Genomic DNA, 22,776 nt, shown 5'->3' on the forward strand with positions numbered 1-22,776 from the left:
TTCACTTCAGGCTTCAGTACAATAATACTGAATTACAGCTTTAGAAGCCGGCTTAAATTAAGCCAGTGCTTTCAAAGCAGATGCCAGGCGGCTCTTATGGCGAGCTGCCTTGTTTTTGTGAATGATTTTCTTGTCAGCGATACGGTCGATAACCGATACGGAGGTTTGGAAAATTGTTGCTGCAGCAGCTTTATCACCAGCTTCGATTGCTTTACGAACAGCTTTGATCGCTGTGCGCAGCGTAGAGCGCTGGCTGGAGTTGTGTGCATTCAGTTTAACTGCTTGACGAGCACGTTTGCGTGCTTGTGCGGTATTTGCCATGAGATTTCCTAAACGTGGTCAAAGCGACGAGGTCAAAACATTTGATTCAAATGCCACGCCGCAAAATTCTATACAGCTTTGCAGTATAACCGGATTTATTTTTGATAGCAAGCTTTCCTGTTGATTCTTGCAACAGGCAGATATATTTCTGCTGTTTCATCGAAATTTACGCAACTGTCATGCTCAAAATCTGCAGGACTGTATCTATGCGCCTGAGCGTGGGGATGCAAAACTAGCCAATATTCAGATTGTACTACCAATGCCATTTCTCTGCCGACACCACAATTACAAGGATGAACATGCACTGTAACGCTATTACTTTAATGGGAAAACACGTCACTCTGGAGCCGCTGCAACAGCATCACCTGGCAGATATCCAGGCCGCCGCAGTTGATGGTGACTTATGGAAGCTATTTTTTACCTCAGTCCCCTCTCCCGATAATACCCAGAACTGGCTACATATCGCCCTGGACATGCAACAACAGCAAAAAGCTCTCCCTTTTGTCGTCCGTGAAAATGCAACTGGCCAGATAGTCGGCGCCACCAGATACTGTAATATGGATATCAATAACAAACGTCTGGAAATTGGCTACACCTGGTATGCGCAGCGTGTGCAGCGCAGCCCGGTGAACACCGAGTGCAAGTTGCTGTTACTGGGCCATGCCTTTGAAGAATTTGGCTGCATCGCCGTTGAGTTCCGCACAGACTGGTTCAACCGCCGCTCACAAGCAGCGATAGAACGTCTCGGCGCCAAGCGTGACGGCGTCTTGCGCAATCACATGATTTTGCCTGATGGCCGCATCCGTGATACGGTGGTATACAGCATCCTTCATTCTGAATGGGCGGGTGTGAAAAAGAATTTGCAATATATGCAGACCAAATACGAAGCGTAATGTACGAAGCGCAATACTAGTAAGCGAATGGAGAATGACAAGTGCTGATCGATTTTTTCTTTACCCTGAAAGACGCCAAGATCCCGGTATCCATCAAGGAATTCCTGATGCTGCTGGAAGCCATGGAAAAAGGCTTGATCAGCATGTCACTTGACGACTTTTATTTTTTATCGCGCACCATCATGGTCAAGGATGAAGCGCATTACGACAAATTCGACAAAGCCTTTGGCCTGTACTTCAAAGGCATAGACACGATTTTTGAAAAGCGCCCTGACATTCCGCTGGACTGGCTCATGAAGCGCATAGAGCGTGATTTGAGCGATGAACAAAAAGCCGCCATAGAGAAATTTGGCTATGACAAGCTGATGGACAGATTACAAGAATTACTCAAAGAACAAAAAGAACGCCACGAAGGTGGCAGTAAATGGATAGGCACAGGCGGCACCTCCCCCTTTGGCAATGGCGGCACCAACCCCGAAGGCATACGCATAGGTGGCAAAGGCGGTGGCCGCAGCGCTGTCAAGGTGTGGGAAGCACGCGCCTTCCGCGACTATGACGCCGAGCGCGAACTTGGCACCCGTAACATCAAAGTCGCCCTGCGCCGCTTGCGCAAGTTCGCACGTCATGGTGCAGAAGAAGAATTGGCACTCGATGCTACCATCAAGGCCACCGCGAACAATGCCGGCTACCTCGACATCAAGATGCAACCTGAACGCAAGAATAATATCAAAGTACTCATGCTGCTGGACGTAGGCGGCACCATGGACGACCACATCGCCCAGACTGAAGAATTATTCTCTGCGGCCAAGACAGAATTCAAAAACATGGAATTCTTTTATTTCCACAATTGTGTCTATGACTACCTTTGGAAAAACAACCGCCGCCGCCATGCAGAAAAATTCCCGACTTGGGATGTCTTGCGCAAATACACACCTGACACCAAGGTCATCTTCGTCGGCGACGCCACTATGAGTCCCTATGAAATACTGCAGGCTGGTGGTTCTGTCGAATACAACAATGAAGAAGCTGGGGCGACCTGGCTGCAACGCTTTACCTCTGCTTTCCCGAAATACATCTGGCTCAATCCCGAGCCTGAAGGGCTGTGGCAATACCGGCAATCTATATCTGTCATCAAGCAGATTATGAGTAACCGCATGTTTCCTGTGACGATAGAGGGTTTGGAGCGGGGGATGAGGTTGCTAAGTAAATAAGGGCAACCGAAAACAAGCCTTGCCAGGCTGAGCAGGCAAAGCTTGTTTTCATCACTTCATTGACATGGGGATTAAGTAATAAGCAACGATATGTCTTGCACTACTTTCATCGCAGGTGCAAAAACTTCTGTATCGTCGACAAAACCTGTTTCCTGGACAAAGGCTTGGTCAAGAACCCTTCACACCCTGCCTGTTGCCCATTTACAACTTTATAATTAAAACTCTTATCGACCAAAAAGATCACTGTTGTCCTGCGGTCTGTATTTTGCTTTTTCAATTCAGAACACAGGCGATAAGGATCAATATCTGGCGTAGAAGAATTAATCATCGTCATGGCATGGCGATTATTTTTATCAAGCATCAAAGCGCTGCGCTCATCTGTTGCCAGTGTCACGGTAATGCCATATTTATCCATGATCATGGCGACATATTCGCGAAAACGCATGTCCTTGTCGACGATCATGATGCCGCCCTTGGGTACGCTGGGCCTGCGCATCTTTTGATATTCGCTGGGGTCGGTCAGGTCAAGGTCAAGGCGCTCTCGGCGACGACGTTCAGGCACGGCTACTTCGCCGAAGGCGCTTAACGTCGTCAGCAAGAGCTGGCGGCGGTCGATTAATTCGTCCAGTACATCAAACAGTTTACGCCAGCGTATAGGGCGTGGCATGGACTGGTAATGTAAATTGACATTGGTCTTACCAATGAGCAATACTGGCTGCGCTCCGCCCAGATTGAGGTCCGACAGTGTCGCCAGTGCTTTTAAATCCTCTGCGTTGACAATATGAATGTCAGGATCTTGTAGACTACCGGCTTTTAATACCAGATAGCGATAACCCTTCTCGCGGAGAACAGCAAGAACGGTTGAGAAGGTTTCTTCCTCTTTTGGAGAAAATCCAAACAGTCGGATCGCGATCGTTGGAGTTTTTGTTGGCATCGTTTTTCCATCTTACACATTGCAGCTTCGATCATTGCAGCTACAATAGCTGCAAAAACGCTGCAAGAATACAGCTTAATTCTGACAGCCTCGCAAAAAAATTGCAAAACATCATCAAAAAATTAACCAAAACAACAGATTTTCATTCGCATGGCCACTAAAAAAAATACTTCTCCGTCTGACTATAGCGAATCATCCATCCGAGTACTCAAAGGCCTGGAGCCGGTCAAACAAAGACCGGGGATGTATACCCGCACCGAAAACCCCCTGCACATCATACAAGAGGTCATCGACAATGCCTCGGATGAGGCGCTGGGCGGGCATTGTAAAAATATTCTGGTGACCATCAATGCTGATACCAGTATCACCGTAGAGGATGATGGTCGTGGCATTCCAGTCGGCTTGCACCCAGAAGAAGGCGTGCCGACTGTGGAAATCGTGTTTACCCGTCTGCATGCTGGTGGCAAATTTGACAAAGGTTCTGGTGGTGCCTACGCCTTCTCTGGTGGCTTGCATGGCGTGGGTGTGTCTGTCACCAATGCCCTGTCCAAACGCCTGGAAATCACGGTGTGGCGCGAAGCTGGCCTGCACCAACTGACTTTTGCCCATGGCGATGTCATCGAACCGCTGCGTAGCCAGCCTCTGACGCGCGGTGATAAGAAGAGCGGTACGCGCGTCACCATCTGGCCCGATGCCAAGTATTTTGACAGCGCCAATATTCCGCAAAGCGAATTACAGCGCCTGTTGCGCTCAAAGGCAGTGTTGCTGCCGGGCGTCAAGGTCACACTGACCAACGCCAAAACCGGTGAAAGCCAGACCTGGCAATATGACCAAGGCCTGCGTGGCTATTTGACTGAAGCTTTAGCCCAGTCTTCCCACGGAGAACCTCTGATCCCCTTGTTTGAAGGTGAGCAATTTGCCAATTCCGACAGTGACGGCTTTGCTGAAGGCGAAGGAGCATCCTGGGTAGTGGCATGGACTGAAGAAGGCAATGTCGTCCGCGAATCCTATGTCAACCTCATTCCTACTCCTGCAGGTGGTACGCATGAATCTGGCTTGCGTGAAGGCCTGTTTGGGGCCGTGAAGAGTTTTGCCGAGATGCACTCCTTGCTACCAAAGGGCGTCAAGCTCTTGCCAGAAGACGTATTTGCGCGCGTATCGTTCGTCTTGTCAGCCAAGGTGCTGGACCCGCAATTCCAGGGGCAGATCAAGGAAAAGCTGAATTCACGCGATGCCGTGCGTCTTGTGTCATCTTTCACCAAGCCACCGCTGGAACTGTGGTTGAATTCCCACGTTGAATACGGCAAGAAACTGGCTGAACTGGTCATCAAGCAAGCACAATCGCGCCTGCGTTCTGCCCAGAAAGTGGAAAAGAAAAAATCTTCAGGCGTTGCCGTCTTGCCAGGCAAGCTGACGGATTGCGAATCGAATGATATTGCCCGCAACGAAATTTTCCTAGTCGAGGGTGATTCTGCGGGTGGTTCTGCCAAGATGGGCCGAGACAAAGAATTCCAGGCGATTTTACCCTTGCGCGGCAAGGTCTTGAACTCATGGGAAGCAGAACGCGACCGCCTGTTTGCCAATAACGAGATTCATGATATCGCTGTCGCTATCGGGGTAGACCCGCATGGCATGAATGAGATCGTTGACTTTACCAATCTGCGCTACGGCAAAATTTGCATACTTTCTGATGCTGACGTTGATGGCTCGCACATTCAGGTTTTGTTGTTGACACTATTTTTTCGCCATTTCCCGCAACTGATTGCGCGTGGTCATATCTGCGTAGCGCGCCCGCCCCTGTTCCGCGTTGATGCGCCTGCTCGTGGCAAAAAGCCAGCGCAGAAAATCTATGCGTTGGATGCTGGTGAGCTCATCGCCATTGAAGACAAATTGCGCAAGGATGGTGTCAAAGATGGCGCATGGGCGATTTCCCGCTTCAAAGGTCTGGGTGAAATGAATGCCGGCCAGTTATGGGAAACCACCATGAACCCGGACACACGCCGTCTATTGCCAGTCTCGCTAGGTGAGTTTGATCAGGCCTTCTCTGAAGGCCGTTTCAATATGCTGATGGGTAAAGGTGAAGCCGCCGCCCGCCGTGCCTGGATAGAAGAGCATGGCAATGCTGTTGAAGCTGACATATAAAATATCTGACCTTACAGACCATAAAAGAATACGAAAAATACGAATAGAATCATGAGCGAACAAGCGAATTTATTTGATCAAACCCCACCGCCACCAGGCGATGGTGAAACCTTGACCCTGGCGACCTTTGCTGAACGCGCCTATCTTGACTACGCCATCTCGGTTGTCAAAGGTCGCGCCCTGCCTGATGTTTGTGACGGTCAAAAACCGGTACAGCGTCGCATTTTGTATGCGATGAATGAGCTGGGCCTGAACTCTGCTGCCAAGCCACGTAAGTCTGCCGCCGTTGTGGGTGACGTACTCGGTAAGCTGCATCCACATGGCGACCAATCCGTCTATGACGCGCTGGTGCGCATGGCGCAGGATTTCTCCTTGCGCTATCCACTGATTGATGGTCAGGGTAACTTCGGTTCACGCGATGGTGACGGCGCTGCGGCCATGCGCTATACCGAAGCACGCCTGACACCGATCGCCAGATTGCTGATGGATGAAATTGATCAGGGTACGGTCGATTTCCAGCCGAACTATGATGGTACTACCGAAGAACCCAAGCTGCTGCCGAGCCGCCTGCCCTTCGTCTTGCTGAATGGTGCATCCGGTATTGCAGTCGGACTGGCGACAGAAATCCCTTCGCACAACCTGACTGAAGTCGCCAAGGCCGCCGTTGCCCTGATACGTAACCCGGCCATGAAGCATGCCGAGTTAATGGAATATATCCCCGGCCCCGACTTCCCTGGTGGCGGGCAAATCATTACGCCCACATCCACTATCGCCGATATGTATGCGACTGGCCGTGGCAGCATGAAAGTGCGTGCACGCTGGAAGATAGAAGAGATGGCGCGCGGCCAGTGGCAAGCTGTGGTCACTGAATTACCGCCTGGTACGTCGTCACAAAAAGTGCTGGAAGAAATCGACGAGCTGACCAACCCCAAGATCAAGTTAGGCAAAAAGACGCTGTCACCAGAACAGGTGGCATTGAAACAGGTCATCTTGTCTGTACTCGATACGGTGCGCGATGAATCCGGCAAGGATGCGCCTGTGCGCCTGGTGCTGGAACCAAAATCCAAGAATCAGGACCAGGCCGAGTTCATGCAAATGCTGCTGGCACATACTTCACTGGAAACCTCGGCATCGATCAACCTGGTGATGATAGGTGGCGATGGCCGTCCACGCCAGAAAGGTTTGCTCGACATTCTCAGTGAATGGATAGCCTTCCGCTTTACCACCGTCACACGCCGCACCCAGTTTCGCCTCAAGAAGGTCGATGACCGCATTCATATCCTCGAAGGCCGTGAAGCGGTCTTGCTGAATATTGATGAAGTCATACGCATCATCCGTGAATCTGATGATCCCAAGCCGGCACTTATCACCGCGTTCAAGCTGTCAGATATCCAGGCCGAAGACATCCTCGAAATCCGCTTGCGTCAGTTGGCTCGCCTGGAATCTATCAAGATCCAGCAGCAACTTGACGAATTGCGTAAAGAAAAAGCGGGCCTGCATGACTTGCTTGAAAACCCTTCTTCAATGAAGCGCATGCTCATCAAGGAAATCGAAGCTGATGCCAAACAATTTGGCGATGCCCGCCGCACTGTCATTGAAGAAGCCGCCAAAGCATCGATAGAACAAAAGGTCATCGATGAACCGGTCACGGTAGTCATCTCCGAAAAAGGCTGGGTACGTGCACGTACCGGTCATGGCCATGACAATGGCCAGTTCACTTTTAAAGCGGGCGACAGCCTGTATGGCACCTTTGAATGCCGCACGATAGACCAAATGCTGGTGTTTGGCTCGAATGGCCGCGTGTATTCTGTCGCTGTGTCTGCCCTGCCCGGTGCCCGTGGCGATGGTGTGCCTATCACTACCCTGATCGACCTGGCCGCTGGCAGCAAGATTTTGCATTACTTTGCTGGCAGCGCCGACATCAATCTGTTGCTGTCATCGACTGCTGGCTATGGTTTTACGGCAAAAGTCGGTGACATGGTAGGCCGCATGAAAGCCGGCAAAGCGTTCATGACACTGGAAGAAGCTGACCAGCCATTGCCGCCAGCCGTAGTCACTGACGACGCCAGCGCGATTGCCTGCCTGTCAGAAAAAGGCCGCTTACTGGTCTTTGGTCTGGCAGAAATCAAGCAACTCTCCAGCGGTGGCCGTGGCGTGATCTTGATGGAACTGGAAGACAAGGAAAGTCTCTTGTCAGCCCAGGCCATCAGCCAACGCGGCGTGCGCGTGCTTGGTATAGGCCGAGGTGGCAAACCTCAGGAAGTCAATCTCAGCGCAACTGGCCTAGGCATCCACATCGGCAAACGTGCGCGTAAAGGTAAAGCACTGGAAGCCAGGATCAAGGCTAGTGGCTTGCAGAAAATTACGGCAAAAGAGTAATAGCTGTTTGCGTTTGATCAGTAGTATTCGCTGAATGTGACATTAAAAAATCGTCCATGACCTGAGTGTCATGGACGATTTTTCATTGCAAGCTGCTTAAATTGAATATCAAAAGAATTTCACTTGTTGTATTACAAACGTCGCTGGATTCCAGCCAAAATCATGCCGGAATGACGTCTGTAAGATTGCCGTCATTTGAAACGCAAGAATTCAGCATACGACACTCTTACTTCCTCAACTTCAAGACCCACCTAGGCAACAAATTCAATGCCGTAATCAGCCATTTCATCTGCCACGGAAACACCAGCCTGTCGCACCGTGCGGCAATAGCCTCTACAATCAAGGCCGCCGCCTTTTGCTCAGTCATGATAAAAGGTTTATGGCTGGCGTCGCCCTCATTCAAAGCCCGCAGTTTTTCGGTATCGATATAGCCAGGCACTATCGCTGTCACGGCAATGCAAAAAGGCTTGAGTGCAATACGGTAGGTATCGCACAAACTCAAGACACTGCGCTTGGTCGCGCTATAGACGGACGCGCCGGGATAATCATGCAGCAAACCCGCAACCGATGAGATGGCCACCAGTTGCCCGGACTTTTGCAGCAGCATTTTTTCGGTTGCCAGTTCAAACGCATGGCTCAGGCCACTGACATTGGTGCGCAGCATATGCAGGGTGGCAGCCTCATCGAGTAAATGGCTGCGGGTATTGTAATAAATACCGGCGGTAACGATGAGCATGTCCAAGCCCTCCCCAGCAAAGTCATCGATGGCTTGCGACAGGGTAGCACGGTCGGCAATATCTAACTGGTAGCTGACTATACCAGCCAGACCATGCACGTCAGCTGGCAGGCGCTGCACGTCTCGTCCGCAGACAGCGACCCGGTCACCGCACTGCAGATAGTGGCGCGCCAGGGCCAGGCCCATGCCACTGGTGCCGCCTATGACCATAATGCTCTTCATGCTCAGGCCATGCCCCGGCTGTATTTGTCGCTGCTGCGTATCATGGCAGCTTCGTCATACGCAGCTTGACGGGTAAAGGCTTCCATGCCGCGTGCATAACCATATTGCCATTGGGCTTCCATATAGGCAGCATAGGTAGCATGGGTTTCTGGCATGCTCAGGCGTATGCGGTTATTGCGCCAGTCCAGTTTCTTTTGTACCGATTCCTTGGCCAATACCGTCGCCACATCGGACGTATCGATACGGACATCAACTGCCTGGCCATTTGCATAGCGCAAGCGCGCATTGCCATCGAGACCCAATACCGTACGCCATGCAGGGATGGAAAAAGCCTGGTCAAAGCTTTGCTTGAATTCCATCATGACTTCATCGGCCAGGCGCTTGGCGATCTCTATGGGGAACAAGTCCAGAACGCCACCAAAATAATTGCCATCAGTATGAGTATGACAGCGGAAATAAAACATGTCGGTGATAGAAATACGTGCAGCCAGACTCGTTGGCGTTTGTACATCGCACAATAACTGCTCTGAAATGGCATGCTCACCCCAACGCTGATCTGCCAGTGGCGAAGCCATACCGTCCAGCAGCGCTGCAGTTCTTGGATCACAAAACACGGTTTCTGCAAATAATTTGCGCTGGCCACGGGCTTGGCCGACTTCGTTTTCATCAAACAGCAATTTGCCACCGATGATGGCAGTCGCTACTGACTGCTCGCTTGCCGCCAATCGTGGCAAGGGCAGATCGGCCGGGATTTCAAACAGGTATTCATTGAATAGGTCAGGTATGGTGCTGGCAGAGTCACGGCCAAAACCGCGTTTGGCGGCCAAGGCCAAGGCGCGGACGATGCCTGCTCTGGGAGACGATTTCAAGCCGCTCCAGTAATGATACATTTCTTCAGAGCTTAACCATGCCTTGCGTTGCGCATCGTCAGGAAACCCGGCAATGATGCTTGCCGCAATCGCGCCGCCGCAGCTGGCCAGCAGTATATCTGGCGCACGGCCAGCTTCGCAGGCGGCTGCGTACATTCCCAGGTAAATACCAAAACGAAATCCACCACCCGCCAATACCATGCAGCGTTTATATTTTTTAACTTGATTCATCCTGCTAAAATATCACACTGTTAAGGCTAAACATATATCAAATGCCATCCACTCCTGCAACTGTGCAACACCGCTTGCGTCACTGGTTGCTGAATTCACTGGCGTTTGGCTTGTGCTATCTGGCAGCCAATATGCTGGCGCAACAGCAAGGAGTGGTAAGGCACGCTGCCCTGTCATTTGAGGCTGGCATCCCGTTTTTGCAATGGATGATACTGCCCTACCTCAGTTCAGGCCTGTTTTTTTGCCTGACATTCTTTGTAGTGCGCAGCCAGGATCAATTACGCCTGCTCAGCCAGCGCCTGTTACTGGCAACAGTCATTGCGGCCTTCATCTTCGTGCTCTACCCTCTGCAATTCAGTTGGCCCAGGCCTGCCATCTCCTCTACATGGTGTGCATATTTATATGATTATCTGGCACTAATGGATAAACCATATAATCAATTACCCTCGCTGCATGTTGCTTACTGCCTGTTATTCTGGAGCGCCTTGCGCGAGCATGTCCGCACAAGGCCGCTGCGCATGGCGCTGGCTACATGGTTACTTCTCACAACTGCCTCGACGGTATTCACTTATCAACACCATTTGCTGGATGTGCTGGGCGGCAGTTTGCTGGGATTGTTTTGCCTCGTCTTTATCAAACCGAAAAGAGCAGAACCACATGTGGCGTTTTATTACCTGATATTTGCCAGCATATTTTTTATCACAGGCTTCATCTTTGCCCATAGCTGGCTGGCTTTGTATATAGCATGCGGTCTTGCCCTGGTCAGCCTGGCTTATTATCGTAACGATGTTCACTTCCTGCATAAAAAACAGGGGCAATATCCGTGGTGGATATGGTTCATGTATGCCCCTTATTTGCTCGGTTACCAGCTTACCTGGATGGCCGTTGTCTGGCGTGAGAGGCGCAAACCCGTCATCATCAAATTGACAGATCAACTCTGGGTGGGGCGCCGCCTCAGTAGCCGGGAGGCAAAACAACTACCGCCAGATTGCAGCATCATCGACCTGGCAAATGAACTCAGCGAAACGCCTGCCTTGCGCAAGCACGCTTATAGACATTTTCCTCTGCTCGATCTGCTCAAGCCGGGCAAACAGGTGAGCGATGAAATTTTGCAATACATGCGCCAGGAAATTGAATCGGGCAAAACAGTTTACCTGCATTGCGCCATGGGTTATAGCAGATGTATATTGCTGGCCAAACTGTATATGTCACAAGGAACAAACAGCAAACCATGAGTTTTTCTATTTACCAACTGAAGCCGCGCTTCCAGCAATTGCTGCAACCTTTGCTGGCTGGCCTGGCGAAACGACATATCACGCCAAATCAGGTAACTTTGCTGGCGATGGTTTTGTCCATCGCCTACGGCATTGCGCTGGCTTGTTGTCCGCAGAATAAAAGCTTGTGGCTGGGCCTGCCGGTCTTTATGTTCGTGCGCATGGCGCTGAATGCGATAGATGGCATGCTGGCCAACTTCACCCAGCAAAAAACTGCATTTGGAGCCATCCTCAATGAGCTTGGCGATCAGGTTTCAGATGCTGCCCTGGTCTTGCCTTTTGCCCTGGTAACGGGGATACAAGTACCTTTGCTGATTACGGTAGCCATGCTGGCACTGTTGACAGAGTTTGCAGGAGTTGCAGCCTTGCTGGCAGGTTCAAAACGCCGCTTTGATGGCCCCATGGGTAAAAGCGACCGCGCTTTTGCCTTTGGTTTGCTGGCCCTGCTGGTAGCATTTCAGCTACCAGCGATCTGGCTGAATGCCGTGTTGCTCATCGTCCTGCTGCTCTTGTTCTGGACTTTGCTCAATCGGATAAAACGGGCACTGCCGCATCGCGCTGCGCCACCGACACCGTAAATATCCCCGCTATACCGAGTTGAGTAGCAATTTTTTTGCAACCGATGCTGGCGACCAGGGCATCCATTTCTGCCTGTGGACGTGGGCGCATTTGCCATGACTGGCCGCGATGGCTATTCAGGGTCTTGGCGATCATCAATAACTGCGGATGCCATGGCTGGCCGGTGTATACCAGGTGACCACCCATTTTCAATTGCTGCTGAATGCCACGCAGGGATGCCAGTACCAGCACATTGTCACTGAACAGCTCGTACAAACCAGAGACGATGACGATGTCATAGGTATCTTCTTCTACCGGATAACTGGTCGCGGCAAAGGCATCGCGGCATTGGTAGCTGGTCTTGTTTTTTAACTGCAAACGCTCTGCCAGCAATTTGGCCTGATCCAGATTGGCCTGGTCAAAGTCGCGCAGGCTGATTTCTATATTGCGGTTCTGGAAGCGCTTGATGGTTTCCAGTACATAGCGACCACCTCCAGCAGCAATATCTAGTATGCGCAGAGGCTGGTCCGCCGGGTATTGCTGTATCAAGTCAGACAAAGTCTGCTGCATTTGTGCCTTACGTTGGCGTATACCGCGCCAACCTATCGCATCCAGATAACCACGGTCTATCATGCCGCCTATCAGCAAACGGCCACCTGCCTGGTTGCGATAGACATAATCGAGTGATGCGCCGGAATCAAAACCGTGTTGCAAACCTATCGTCATGCCATTGCTGAGTCTGCCCAAGTGACCGAGCATGAATTTTTGCATGCCGTAAAAAGCGTTTTCCAACGCACCACCCAATTTGCCTTGTTGCAATGCCTGGTATTGGCGCGCACTCTGGCTTAAGGTATCTGCCTTAAAGTAATGCGGCAGGGGTAACAGCTCTTTGGCATAACATTCATTGATAAAATCTTTTGCTGCCTGTATGGCTTGCTGCACCTGGCTTTCGCTCTCGTAAAAAATCGCGTGATGGCAGTTTTGTATGAGTACATAGCGTTTCAGTGTCGAAGAGATGCTCTCAAAAAATTGCTTTTGCGGCGCCTGCTTGACGACATAATCCTTGTCAGCGACCAGCATCAGCACGGGTGCATCGATCGCCTGGGCATCCTGCACTACCCGCTTTGCGGTATCTGCAAGATCGAGTAAAACACGAGCAGAAATATTCTTGGTAATCAACGGGTCGGCGTCATAAGTCTTGGCCTGCTCTACAGAATGCGTGAGCATGGAGGAGCGTATATAGCTGGTGACAAACAAGTCGGGTTTAAAACAAGTAGCAAAGCGCAGAGCCGGCTTGGCCAGCGGCACATACAGATTGATATCAAATGCAGCCGCCGCCATGATCACACCACGCACACGCGGCGCATAGTCATGCAGCCAGGTTGCGGCAATCACGGCACCCACACTGTTTGCCACAATGAGCATGTCTTCTTTGGCGATACCGTAGGTCTGATGGATATGATTGATGAAGCTGTCAAAATCACGCACCATGGTTTGGAAATCAGGTGCATCACCGCGTTCACCTGGCGAATTGCCATGGCCGCGTGCATCCCAGGCAAAAGCCCAGTCCTGAGTAAAACCAAATTGCTCTACCAATGGGCCTATACGGCCAGAATGCTCATGGCCACGATGTAAAAATATCAGGGCTTTTTGAGGCTGATCTGCGGGAATAGCCAACGGTTGCCAGACGCGATAAAACAAGCGGGTACTGTCATGGCTGTCAAAGCCGGATTCACTGCATAGCCATTTCGTTTGCAATTCTGTTGTCATGCATAGTCCTTATTAAATTCTTTTCTTCAAAATAGCAATCCCAGATACAGCAAGGGTGCGGTCAGTACCAGGCTATCTACCCTGTCCAGTATGCCGCCATGCCCGGGTATCAACTCAGAAAAATCCTTGATCTTCAAGTAGCGCTTAGCAGCTGAAAAAATCAGGTCACCGGCAAAACCACCCAGGGATAGTAAAATGCCCATCAACAGCAGGTAAGTGAGGCTGGCCAGATGCAAGTACACGCCCAGTGCAGCTGACACCAGCATAGAAATCACAACGCCACCCATCAACCCTTGCACGGTTTTATTCGGACTGATAGTGGGGGCGATAGTTTGCTTGCCAAAAATTTTCCCGCTGACAAACTGAGCAATATCGTTGAGGGCAGTAACGACAAACAGGTAAAAAAACCAGGCCAGCCTGACTTCATTTGAAAATGGCAGCGTCAATAAATTCAGCATGAAGCTCAGGCCATAGCAGAGCAGCAAAAACAGCATGAGAAGTAAATGATTGCGTTGTCGCCAGATAAAAAACTGCAGCGCCTGCAGGCACAATAAGACAGGCAAGATCAGGCTGGAATCAAAACTGTCCACATATTGCAAGCCCATCTGCAACGCTACCAATATAAAGCAAGGCAGCAGGAAGCGCCAACGGGGGCCAGTATAGTGCAGGGACAATTCGCGCACTGCCAGCAATACGATGAGCAAGGCCATCATCAATGGCCCCAGTGGATATAAAAACAGGCTGAGGCTGACCACAGGAAAAATAAACCACCAGGCATTCACTTGTTTGCGCAACTGGCTTTCGGGTGAGCTATGCCTGCCTACACCAACACTCGCAAACGCCAGCAGCAGGTAGAGCATCAACATGGCAGCCAAGGTCGAATTGCCGAGAAGTAATTTTGAAAACACTAAGCAACCTGAAACAACAGTAAAGATGCTCAAGTGTACACCGAACTTTGTCTGCCCTTGCTTTTTCAATATGTAAGCATAAGAAACAAGAAGGCCATTAAACCATGGCACAAAAAAACAAGCTGCCTGAAATTCATTTCACCTCAAGGAAGCTTGTTGTAAACACTAGTCAAGTTCAAGCCAGACTGATGCGATTGCGCCCTTCCTGCTTCGACACATACATGGCGGCATCTGCAATATCGAATAATTCATCAGCATCAAGGCTAGATTCAAGATCGGCCACGCCGCCAGAAAAACTGACCGAAAAATGTCCGCCCTCGCAATGTTGCTGTATCTTGGTGAAGGCCAGCCTGACCTGATCAAGAACGCGGCGCGCCGTGCTGGCATTGGTATCAGGGAAAATCACGGCAAACTCTTCGCCACCATAACGGCCAACAATATCGCTGCGACGCAAGCGCTGGCGCAATAGTCTTGCCAGGGTACGCAAGACCTGGTCACCAGCAGGATGGCCGTAAGTGTCATTGATCGTTTTAAAATTATCCAGGTCTATCATCGCCAGGGCCAACGGCGAACCAGTGCGGCCCGCCTGGGAAATCTCGGACGCCAGTTGTTCCTTGATCGCCGTATGATTGAACAAGCCTGTCAGACCATCACGCATAATCAGTGCGCGCAAGGAACGGTAGCGTTCAGCCCTGGAAGCAATCGAAGATTTCAGGTATTCAGGCGCTACCGGCTTGGTAATGAAGTCATCCGCGCCTGCCCTGACTGCATCAAGCTGTTTGCTAAGGTCTGCTTCACTGGATAGAAATACGATGGGCACATCGACATAAGAATTATCTTGCCTGATCAGGCGCGAGAGTTCAACACCACTGCAGACTGGCATATAAATATCCATGAGCAGCAATTCAGGACGAAAATCCGTCATCACTGTCAATATCTGCGTAGGGTCATTGAGCAGATAGACATTCATGCCAGCATCACGCAGGATTGCGCCGTAAAACTTGGACGTCACGGCATCATCATCAATGATAAGCACGCGATAACCTTTGTTTTCATCGAGTTGCAGCAGGGATTCTATGCGTTCAGTCAGCGCAACAACATCGACAGGCTTGGTGAAATAGCCGTCACCACTGGCGCGCACAGCCAGCAAGCGCGAATCAAAGCTGCTGGAACGGGATACGAACACGGTGGGAATGCGAAAACGCTCTATCTGCTTGATACGCGAAATTTCTTCAGCACCAGCGACCTTGCCCTCAGGGAAACTCAGTTCTATAACGATGACATGTGGTCTGCGGGTAGCCACCGCCTTTGCCAGCGTAGCCAGATGATTGATGCGCACCACTTCATAGCCAAAATGCTCAAGCTGAGTGGTAATTTCCTGATTTTGCGCTTCGTCCTCATCCACCAGATAGATCAGATGGGGGTCGCTAAGCTCGCGCTCCTCCTCCTGCACGCTCTCTGCGACACCATTGATTGGCTTGGTGTCATGCTTCAAGGCATATTCAAAATAGCGCTTAACTTCTTCCGAATAGGCTTGTAATTCTGCCAGGTCCCAGGCTTTTCCTGCAAGATGCGGTTTTAAGGTAGATTCAAATACCCTGGCCTGCGTACCTATGTCAGCAAAACCAAAAGTACCCGCCGAACCTGCCATGGTATGCAGGTGTCGGTGCAGGACAACCATGGACTCTTTGTCATCCGGACATTCAACAACCTTTTGCAAGGTACTGGTTATCTCTTCAAACTTTGACGGCAATTTTTGCAAAAAAATTGCTTCGAGAGCAAGCAATTTTTCTTGCAGGCTATCATTTTTGTCAGACATTTAAGCCTTCTCCTGCCATAAACCTCGCACCTGGATAGACAGTTCCATAGGGTCAAAAGGTTTTGCAATGACGCCTATAGCGCCCAGCGACTTATAAAAATCCATTTCGGATGACTGCACCTTGGCAGTCATGAAGATAACCGGTGTAGAAGCAGTGCCTGGTAATTTACGTAGCTCTGCCAGGGTGGTCGGGCCATCCATATTCGGCATCATGACGTCCAGCAGCAGCAAATCAGGGACAAAGCCAGCATTGACTTCAGCAATAGCTTGCGCCCCTGAACTACAGGTTTTTAAACTGAAACCACCGACAACTTCCAAAGCAATTTGAGCCACGGTTTGTATATCAGCATCGTCTTCAACATACAAAATGCTGGCGAGCGTTGCAGAAGTCATTACTACTCCTTATTGCGATAGATAAAACAGATGGCTTCAGGATAAATCAAGATTACTCGCAAAACAACAATAAATCCTGTTCATTATCAGAATAATCATCACGCACATAGTCCTCGACAACAAGTCAGGGCGTAAATCCTACTTTTACATCCACGTAAAATGTATTTTTTGAAATAATTTTCATTTAGCCGTCAAACATTCAAAATAACAATTACTATAAGGCAAGTAATTAGAGGGCGACAGTTTTCAGCTAGGTTGACCTGATATAGTTCATAGGCATGCTAGCGCCTGTGCCAAAGACTGCCTGTCTTGTACCGCAACAATCATGGCTGTTTTGTTGTTGTAGATCCTTGATATCTATCGCTAAGAAAAGAACATCTGCTTTGCAATATGATCTGGCGCAAATCAAATCAATTTTTAGAAATGATAGGAGTACTGATGCGCCTCGCGTCGATCGCCATATCCAGCGTAGTTTTACATTTTGCACTGCCTTATCATCTGACTCAGGCCCAGCAAATACAAGAAGCACCTTTGCGTGCGCATCTGGCATTTTTATCTGACGACTTGCTGGAAGGACGCGGCACCGGACAACGCGGTGGTGATCTTGCAGTGCGCTATCTGGAGGCGCAAGCGGCAGCCATGGGTTTGGTGCCCTTACCGGGTGCAAACGGCTATCGGCAAACAGTGAGACTGGTAGGCAGCCAGACACTCAGCAGCAGCCAACTGCGTTTTGAAACAAACAAAGCTACTCTCTCGCCAACCCTGGGGGCTGAGATTGTATATGGATCGTCCAACGGCAAAGCCGACAATGATTTTGATGCGCCCTTAGTATTTGTCGGCTACGGTGTGCGCGCACCAGAAGAACGTTGGGACGATTTTAAAGCTGTTGATCTGAAAGGCAAATTGCTGATCATGATGGTCAACGATCCCCAGCCGACCGTGGCAGAACCAAATCGTTTTGCAGGAAAGGCACTCACCTATTATGGCCGCTGGACCTACAAGTTTGAAGAAGCTGCACGGCAAGGTGCAGCGGGTGTGCTATTGATACACACTACGCCGTCGGCCAGTTACGCCTGGAACGTGCCACAAACATCTTTTAGCCACGAACGCTTTAGTCTTGGCAGCGATGGCGATAACGGCAATGCACTGGAAGGCTGGATACAGGAAGATACTGCCAAAACGCTGTTCGCTGCGGCTGGACAAGACCTGGATGCGTTGCGTGCACAAGCTGAGACCCGTGAATTCAAGCCAGTCGCAATCGACGCAAAGATCCATGTCGCATTGCGTAGCACCGTGCGTAAAGTGGAGCAACAAAATATCATTGGCATGGTACTTGGCAATGATGCGAAACTTAAGCATGAGGCAGTGCTTTATTCAGCGCACTGGGATCATCTGGGCATCGTGCAAGAACCCGGCAAACCTGCACAAATCTGGAACGGCGCCGTGGACAATGCTTCCGGTGCGGCTGCGTTGCTGGCCATGGCGCAAGCTGCGGTGACACATCCTGCGAAACGCACTCAAATTTTCTTATGGCCTGCTGCGGAAGAACAGGGCTTGCTAGGCAGCGCATTTTACGTTCAACACCCATTGTGGCCATTGGCAAACACTGCGGCTGATCTCAACTTGGACAGCATGAATTTTGTTGGCAAAACCCAGGATATCGGCGTCGCAGGCAGTGAACACAGCAGCCTGTTTAACAGCGCCACGTCCGTTGCCAAAAAAATGGGCTTACGTATTGCACCATCCGTTGCCGATTTAGGTGGGGCCTTCTTTCGCGCCGATCATTTCAATTTTGTGCGGGCCGGTGTTCCGGCGTTTAATGTCGGCTCTGCCGTGTTTTCTGGTGATGGATCATTTGCCTTCGATCACGATGCCGAACAAGAGGCTGCACAAATGAAAGCGTTTAAAAAAGACTACCATACCCCGCGCGATCGCTACAACCCGGCATGGGATTTAAGCGGCATGCTACAACAGGCGCAATTTACCTTGAATCTGGGCCATGCCGTGGCTAACGATATCTCGATGCCAGTCTGGAAAAAGGGGGGTATATATAAGCGAACAGCAAAGCGAACAGCAAAGCGAACAGCAAAGAGCCCAGCGCAGTAACAGGACTGCAGCAGCGCTCATGTACTAATCTCTGCTGCGATTGCTGCGGCAGAGTCAACGCGCCACCTCATTACAGCAGGCAATCACTTTGCGCTGCCTTTATCTGGGTTAAGCTATTTGAAGTTATTTCAGCGAAAAATCCACCCGGCTCGGACTGCCCTTGTCTTTGATGCCGTCGGCATTGAGCCTCGGAGCAATCAGGAATAATCTTTCGCGTTCAATGCCAGAAACATCTTCCAGATAATCACGTACATTATCTGCACGTTTTTGCGCCAGACTGCGCAAAGCATCCGGCGTGACCTGGGTATTAGCGAGTATCATTTTCTCGGCTTCTGCTGTTGGCAGGGTTTTGGCCAGGCCAATCGCATTGCGAGGCTTGGTGAATTTTTCTGCCTGATAAACTTCTTCTACATACCTGGCTTTTTCAGCATCTGTAATGACGATGTCTTCTTTCTTGATCGTGCGGTCTTTTTGATGCACGTCTTTCCATTTCAATTCGCGCATTTTTTGCAGCAGCAATATCTGCCGTATACCGTCACTGTCAGTCGCTGGCTCTACCCGGCCTATGATGTCCAGTTTCAAGGCGCTGCGATTTTTAAGTGCCTTTGCCAGATTATCAAGCTTGGCTGTTGCCTCGGGAGTCAGGCTGGTTTGACCTGGCAGGAATTCGGTATAAGCAAGCTCCTCCCCACCACCAAACATGGAACCCAATAAGGCGAATGGCGAAGTCACTGCCTTGGTGATCACGTTCATGAACACCTTGAAGATAATGCCACCAACTGAAAATTGTGGATCAGACAGGGACCCGGTAATCGGTAAATTAATATTTATCCTGCCCTGGTTGTCGCGCAACAAAGCCACGGCCAGCATGACGGGCAATTTGGTTGCTGTCGGGCTGTCCACTCTTTCGCCAAAAGTCAGTTGATCAAGACGCACATCATTTTCTGCCTGTAATTGCTGGTTCTCTATGCGGTAAGACACCTGCATGGACAACTTACCTTTTTCTATGACATAGCCAGCATACTTGGCGGCATAAGGCGTCAGCCGCGTCAACTCCAGACCATTGGCGCTGGCCTTGACATCCATGAACATGGGGCTGGCCAGAGGATTGAGGCTGCCCGATATCACCAAGGGAGCATCATCATCTACCTTGCCATTCAGTTCTATCGTTGCGGGTTGCGGATTATCAGATGCTATCGCACCTATGGTACCGGCCACGCCAGTCAGGTTGGCCGTGTAATTGGGCTTGACGAAGTTGTCACTGAAATTGATATTGCCACCCTTTAGCGTGGTCTGGGCTATGCGTATCACTACAGGATTGGTTTTTTCTGCCTTGGCTGGCAAGGGCACGGTAACGATATTCGTCGTTGTCGTTTTGCTGGTAACGGCTTTTGCCGCAGCATCATCAGCCTGCGCCACTGGCGACGTTGCAATGGTGGCTGCATCTGCATCTTCCGCATCTGCTTTCTTGGTACTGAGGATAGTTTGTATATTCAGCTTACCCTTGGCAGACAAAATGGCGCGCGCATAAAAATCATTGAGTGCGAGTTTTTTCAGGGTGACCAATTGCTTGTCGCCACCGATCTGTGCACTGATGCCATCCATGGCGATGTTTTTCCATTCCAGGAAATCTTCTTCAGCACCATTTTCCAGTAGATGAAAATCATTCAGTGCCAGCATACCTTCGTAATTGATCTGCCTGTTGCTGTCGAGTGCATTGGTCAGGTTCAATTTACCTTTGATATCTGCCCGCCCACGAGTCAGCGCAGCATTCACATAGGGTGATACATAAGGGAATAAGGCAGATACTGGCAAGCCTTGCCCATCCAGATTCATGCTGATATTTTTTAACTGACTAGATGCTGTTGCGTCTAAAGTCAGTTTGGATTTTTTCCCTATATTGGTTTGCAAGGTCATTTTCACTGGCTGCGACATATCGCTGCTGAGTTTTTCTGCATGCAAATTAAAGGCATCCAGCGTCAGCTTTACTTCTGGCGACATGGATTTATCGTTAAAGCTGACAGTACTGTCCTTAAAATCAAGGCTGGCAAGATTGACTTTCCATGCATTAGTATTGCTCGTAGTAGTTGTTGCGGGTACGCTGACAGCCATACTTGCAGCCGCACTGTCAACTGCTGAAGGTGTCGCTGATGACACAACACTGGTCGTTGTATTAGCAGTTGCACTGGATTTCAACCATTTCTTCAAGTTCAATACAGCTTGCTCATCACGCTGCACATCGGTCACCAGGCCATCAAACACGACGCTGCCTATATTGATTTGCTTGCTCTCCATGTTCAGGGTAAGCTTATCTACCGCCAATGCTTTCAGATTGAAACCGCCATCGCCAGCAGACTTGGGTTTAATCGAAAACTGGCTGAGCTTCATACCCAGGTCATCGATTTGAACCAGACCTTTTTGCACCTGCAATTGCGCATTCACATCAAATTGACCGCTGACACTCGCGAGCAGATAATTGCTGAGTAAAGGCTGATAAGTAGCCAGTGACCATGAACTGATAGCCAGTTGTGCTTTTGCTGTGCCATTCAAAGCCTGAACTTCACCTTCCAGTTTCAGGCGCTCATCTTTCTCGCCACTTAATGAAAGTTTGAATGTTGCTGCCTTGGCGTCTGCTGCAGACGACAGCCCATGCGCATTGAAGCTGATGTCTTTCCAATTGACTGCCTGGGCAGGGTTGGCATGTTTGGCATCGCGGAAGTGCAGTATCCCTTTTGACATCTGCAGTTCTGTCAATTGTTGCAATATTGCAGGTGATTTTGCTGTCGTTGTTGCTGAAGATGCTGCACTTGCTGCCACTGGTACCACTGGTGCCACAGCAGATTTACTATTTGTTTTGCTGTCTGCTTTGCCGGTAGCTTTATCCAACGTCGCCAGGCTGGCCCAGTTCAATTGTCCCTGCTGATTGATGTCCAGCCAAATTTCTGGTGAAGCCAATTCCAGTTTGCTGATGCTGGCTGCGGCTGTCATGACATTCACTTGTTTGATCTGGGCGTGCAAGCTGCCGATTTTCAGCAAGGGGCCACCTGCCTTATCGTTGACACGTACTTCATCCAGATGCACATCACCGGCCAAGAGCAATTCGGCATGGACATTCTTGCGGCTGAAAATTAAATCCAGTTTGGTCGACAATTTTGCGCTCTTGATTTCTACTGGCAAGGCCACAGGCACATAGGGCATATATTGCGTCAAATCCAGTTTATCGAGATCAATTGCGAGAGAGGTATCCAGATTATTGGTAAATGGCTTGGCCCTGCCCTTGAGGACAAAGTTTGAACCATTGATCTTTGCAGACAGCAGAGGCTCTACAAAGCTCTCTACCTGATTGGGGAAGTTGGACACAAAGGGAACGCCGATTTGCAGTGCTTCTATCTTGAATTGTTCATTGACGACCTTGTCGTCTATCTCTATGCGGCCACCGGCAAGTTGCAGGTTTGCCAGTGAAAAGCGTGCAGGCGAATCGCTCTTGGGTATGGCTGCAATTTTTTCGAAGATATCGCTGAAGTTATAGCGCCCGTAGCCTTCCCCCGGAGTACGGACAATATGCACGTAAGGCTCAGTGAGCCGGACTTCATCAACGATCAGCGCCTTGCGAAACAACGATGCCAGCGACAGATTCAGCACCAGTTCCTTGATCTTGACTGCAGGCGTACGCTGATCGACTTCATACAGGATCAAGCCATCTATTGTCAGCGCCAGTTTGAAAGGTGAAAAACGGATATCTGTCATATCCAGTTTGCGGCCTATCTGCTGCTGTACTTGCTCAACTGCAGTACGCTTGACGATGCCCGGCAGAAAAATCCAACTCAAGGCTGCCAGCAAAAAAAACATCCCGACCAGGCCTGCTGCCCAGCGTCCCAGATGCCAGCGCTGGTTTGCATTGGTGAGTTTTTGTTTTATTGTCGTCATATCAAAGCCTGATGGTTCTGTTGCGTTTGTGTATAGCTAAGCAAGATTATAGTCTTCAACGACTGCGATCAAAAGAAAACCCC

At 50.1% G+C, this 22,776-nt stretch carries 16 protein-coding genes; 7 read left to right on the top strand and 9 right to left on the bottom strand.

Features of this window, described 5'->3' with window-relative positions; genetic code table 11:
• Window positions 1–57: 57 nt before the first annotated feature.
• Window positions 58–321 (bottom strand): 30S ribosomal protein S20, encoded by a 264-nt coding sequence (gene rpsT / locus ACO0LG_RS21365; RefSeq protein ID WP_423029578.1) that lies wholly within the window; start codon window positions 319–321, stop codon window positions 58–60.
• A gap of 323 nt (window positions 322–644) precedes the next feature.
• Here rpsT and ACO0LG_RS21370 point away from each other — a divergent pair, with 323 nt between their 5' ends.
• Window positions 645–1,214, top strand: coding sequence for a GNAT family N-acetyltransferase (locus ACO0LG_RS21370; RefSeq protein WP_423029579.1), 570 nt, complete (start codon window positions 645–647; stop codon window positions 1,212–1,214).
• Between the two features lie 41 nt (window positions 1,215–1,255).
• Complete coding sequence (locus ACO0LG_RS21375; protein WP_423029580.1) at window positions 1,256–2,425, top strand: vWA domain-containing protein; 1,170 nt, start codon at window positions 1,256–1,258, stop codon at window positions 2,423–2,425.
• Window positions 2,426–2,531: 106 nt separating this feature from the next.
• Here ACO0LG_RS21375 and ACO0LG_RS21380 read toward each other — a convergent pair whose 3' ends face one another.
• Window positions 2,532–3,359: a response regulator gene (locus ACO0LG_RS21380; RefSeq protein ID WP_423029581.1), complete on the bottom strand. Its 828-nt coding sequence runs from the start codon at window positions 3,357–3,359 to the stop codon at window positions 2,532–2,534.
• A 150-nt stretch (window positions 3,360–3,509) separates the two neighbouring features.
• Here ACO0LG_RS21380 and ACO0LG_RS21385 point away from each other — a divergent pair, with 150 nt between their 5' ends.
• Together ACO0LG_RS21385 and parC are read left to right on the top strand one after the other, a co-directional pair.
• Window positions 3,510–5,501 carry a DNA topoisomerase IV subunit B gene (locus ACO0LG_RS21385; RefSeq protein ID WP_423029582.1) on the top strand — a complete coding sequence of 664 codons (1,992 nt, stop codon included), beginning with the start codon at window positions 3,510–3,512 and terminating at the stop codon, window positions 5,499–5,501.
• A gap of 51 nt (window positions 5,502–5,552) precedes the next feature.
• Entirely contained in the window at window positions 5,553–7,880 is a 2,328-nt protein-coding gene (gene parC, locus ACO0LG_RS21390; RefSeq protein WP_423029583.1) for a DNA topoisomerase IV subunit A, read from the top strand.
• Window positions 7,881–8,106: 226 nt separating this feature from the next.
• Here the strand turns inward: parC and ACO0LG_RS21395 are convergent, their stop codons facing one another.
• Window positions 8,107–8,838, bottom strand: a complete 732-nt coding sequence (locus ACO0LG_RS21395; protein WP_423029584.1) for an SDR family NAD(P)-dependent oxidoreductase — start codon at window positions 8,836–8,838, stop codon at window positions 8,107–8,109.
• Between the two features lie 2 nt (window positions 8,839–8,840).
• Window positions 8,841–9,938, bottom strand: coding sequence for a patatin-like phospholipase family protein (locus ACO0LG_RS21400; RefSeq protein WP_423029585.1), 1,098 nt, complete (start codon window positions 9,936–9,938; stop codon window positions 8,841–8,843).
• A gap of 41 nt (window positions 9,939–9,979) precedes the next feature.
• Between ACO0LG_RS21400 and ACO0LG_RS21405 the strand changes: the two genes are divergently transcribed.
• Both ACO0LG_RS21405 and ACO0LG_RS21410 read left to right on the top strand, forming a co-directional pair.
• Window positions 9,980–11,173, top strand: a complete 1,194-nt coding sequence (locus ACO0LG_RS21405; RefSeq protein WP_423029586.1) for a phosphatase PAP2 family protein — start codon at window positions 9,980–9,982, stop codon at window positions 11,171–11,173.
• Window positions 11,170–11,790, top strand: coding sequence for a CDP-alcohol phosphatidyltransferase family protein (locus tag ACO0LG_RS21410; protein ID WP_423029587.1), 621 nt, complete (start codon window positions 11,170–11,172; stop codon window positions 11,788–11,790). Before ACO0LG_RS21405 ends, ACO0LG_RS21410 begins: the two co-directional genes overlap by 4 nt.
• On the opposite strand, the gene ACO0LG_RS21415 is transcribed toward ACO0LG_RS21410, so the two are convergent.
• The 4 genes from ACO0LG_RS21415 to ACO0LG_RS21430 all read right to left on the bottom strand — a co-directional run bounded on the left by ACO0LG_RS21415 (window position 11,738) and on the right by ACO0LG_RS21430 (window position 16,660).
• Window positions 11,738–13,540 carry a bifunctional alpha/beta hydrolase/class I SAM-dependent methyltransferase gene (locus tag ACO0LG_RS21415; protein WP_423029588.1) on the bottom strand — a complete coding sequence of 601 codons (1,803 nt, stop codon included), beginning with the start codon at window positions 13,538–13,540 and terminating at the stop codon, window positions 11,738–11,740. The genes ACO0LG_RS21410 and ACO0LG_RS21415 overlap by 53 nt on opposite strands.
• A 26-nt stretch (window positions 13,541–13,566) precedes the next feature.
• A complete protein-coding gene (locus ACO0LG_RS21420; protein WP_423029589.1) occupies window positions 13,567–14,448 on the bottom strand; it encodes a phosphatidate cytidylyltransferase in 882 nt (293 codons plus the stop codon).
• Window positions 14,449–14,623: 175 nt separating this feature from the next.
• On the bottom strand, window positions 14,624–16,267 hold the full coding sequence (locus ACO0LG_RS21425) for a diguanylate cyclase (RefSeq protein ID WP_423029590.1): 1,644 nt from the start codon (window positions 16,265–16,267) through the stop codon (window positions 14,624–14,626).
• Window positions 16,268–16,660, bottom strand: a complete 393-nt coding sequence (locus ACO0LG_RS21430; RefSeq protein ID WP_422951193.1) for a response regulator — start codon at window positions 16,658–16,660, stop codon at window positions 16,268–16,270.
• A 438-nt stretch (window positions 16,661–17,098) separates the two neighbouring features.
• On the opposite strand from ACO0LG_RS21430, the gene ACO0LG_RS21435 reads away from it, so the two are divergent.
• Window positions 17,099–18,766, top strand: coding sequence for a M28 family peptidase (locus tag ACO0LG_RS21435; protein WP_423029591.1), 1,668 nt, complete (start codon window positions 17,099–17,101; stop codon window positions 18,764–18,766).
• Between the two features lie 123 nt (window positions 18,767–18,889).
• Here ACO0LG_RS21435 and ACO0LG_RS21440 read toward each other — a convergent pair whose 3' ends face one another.
• Entirely contained in the window at window positions 18,890–22,693 is a 3,804-nt protein-coding gene (locus ACO0LG_RS21440; RefSeq protein WP_423029592.1) for a DUF748 domain-containing protein, read from the bottom strand.
• Between the last annotated feature and the right edge of the window lie 83 nt (window positions 22,694–22,776).

The organism is Undibacterium sp. Ji42W, assembly GCF_049340405.1.
Lineage (GTDB): Bacteria > Pseudomonadota > Gammaproteobacteria > Burkholderiales > Burkholderiaceae_D > Undibacterium.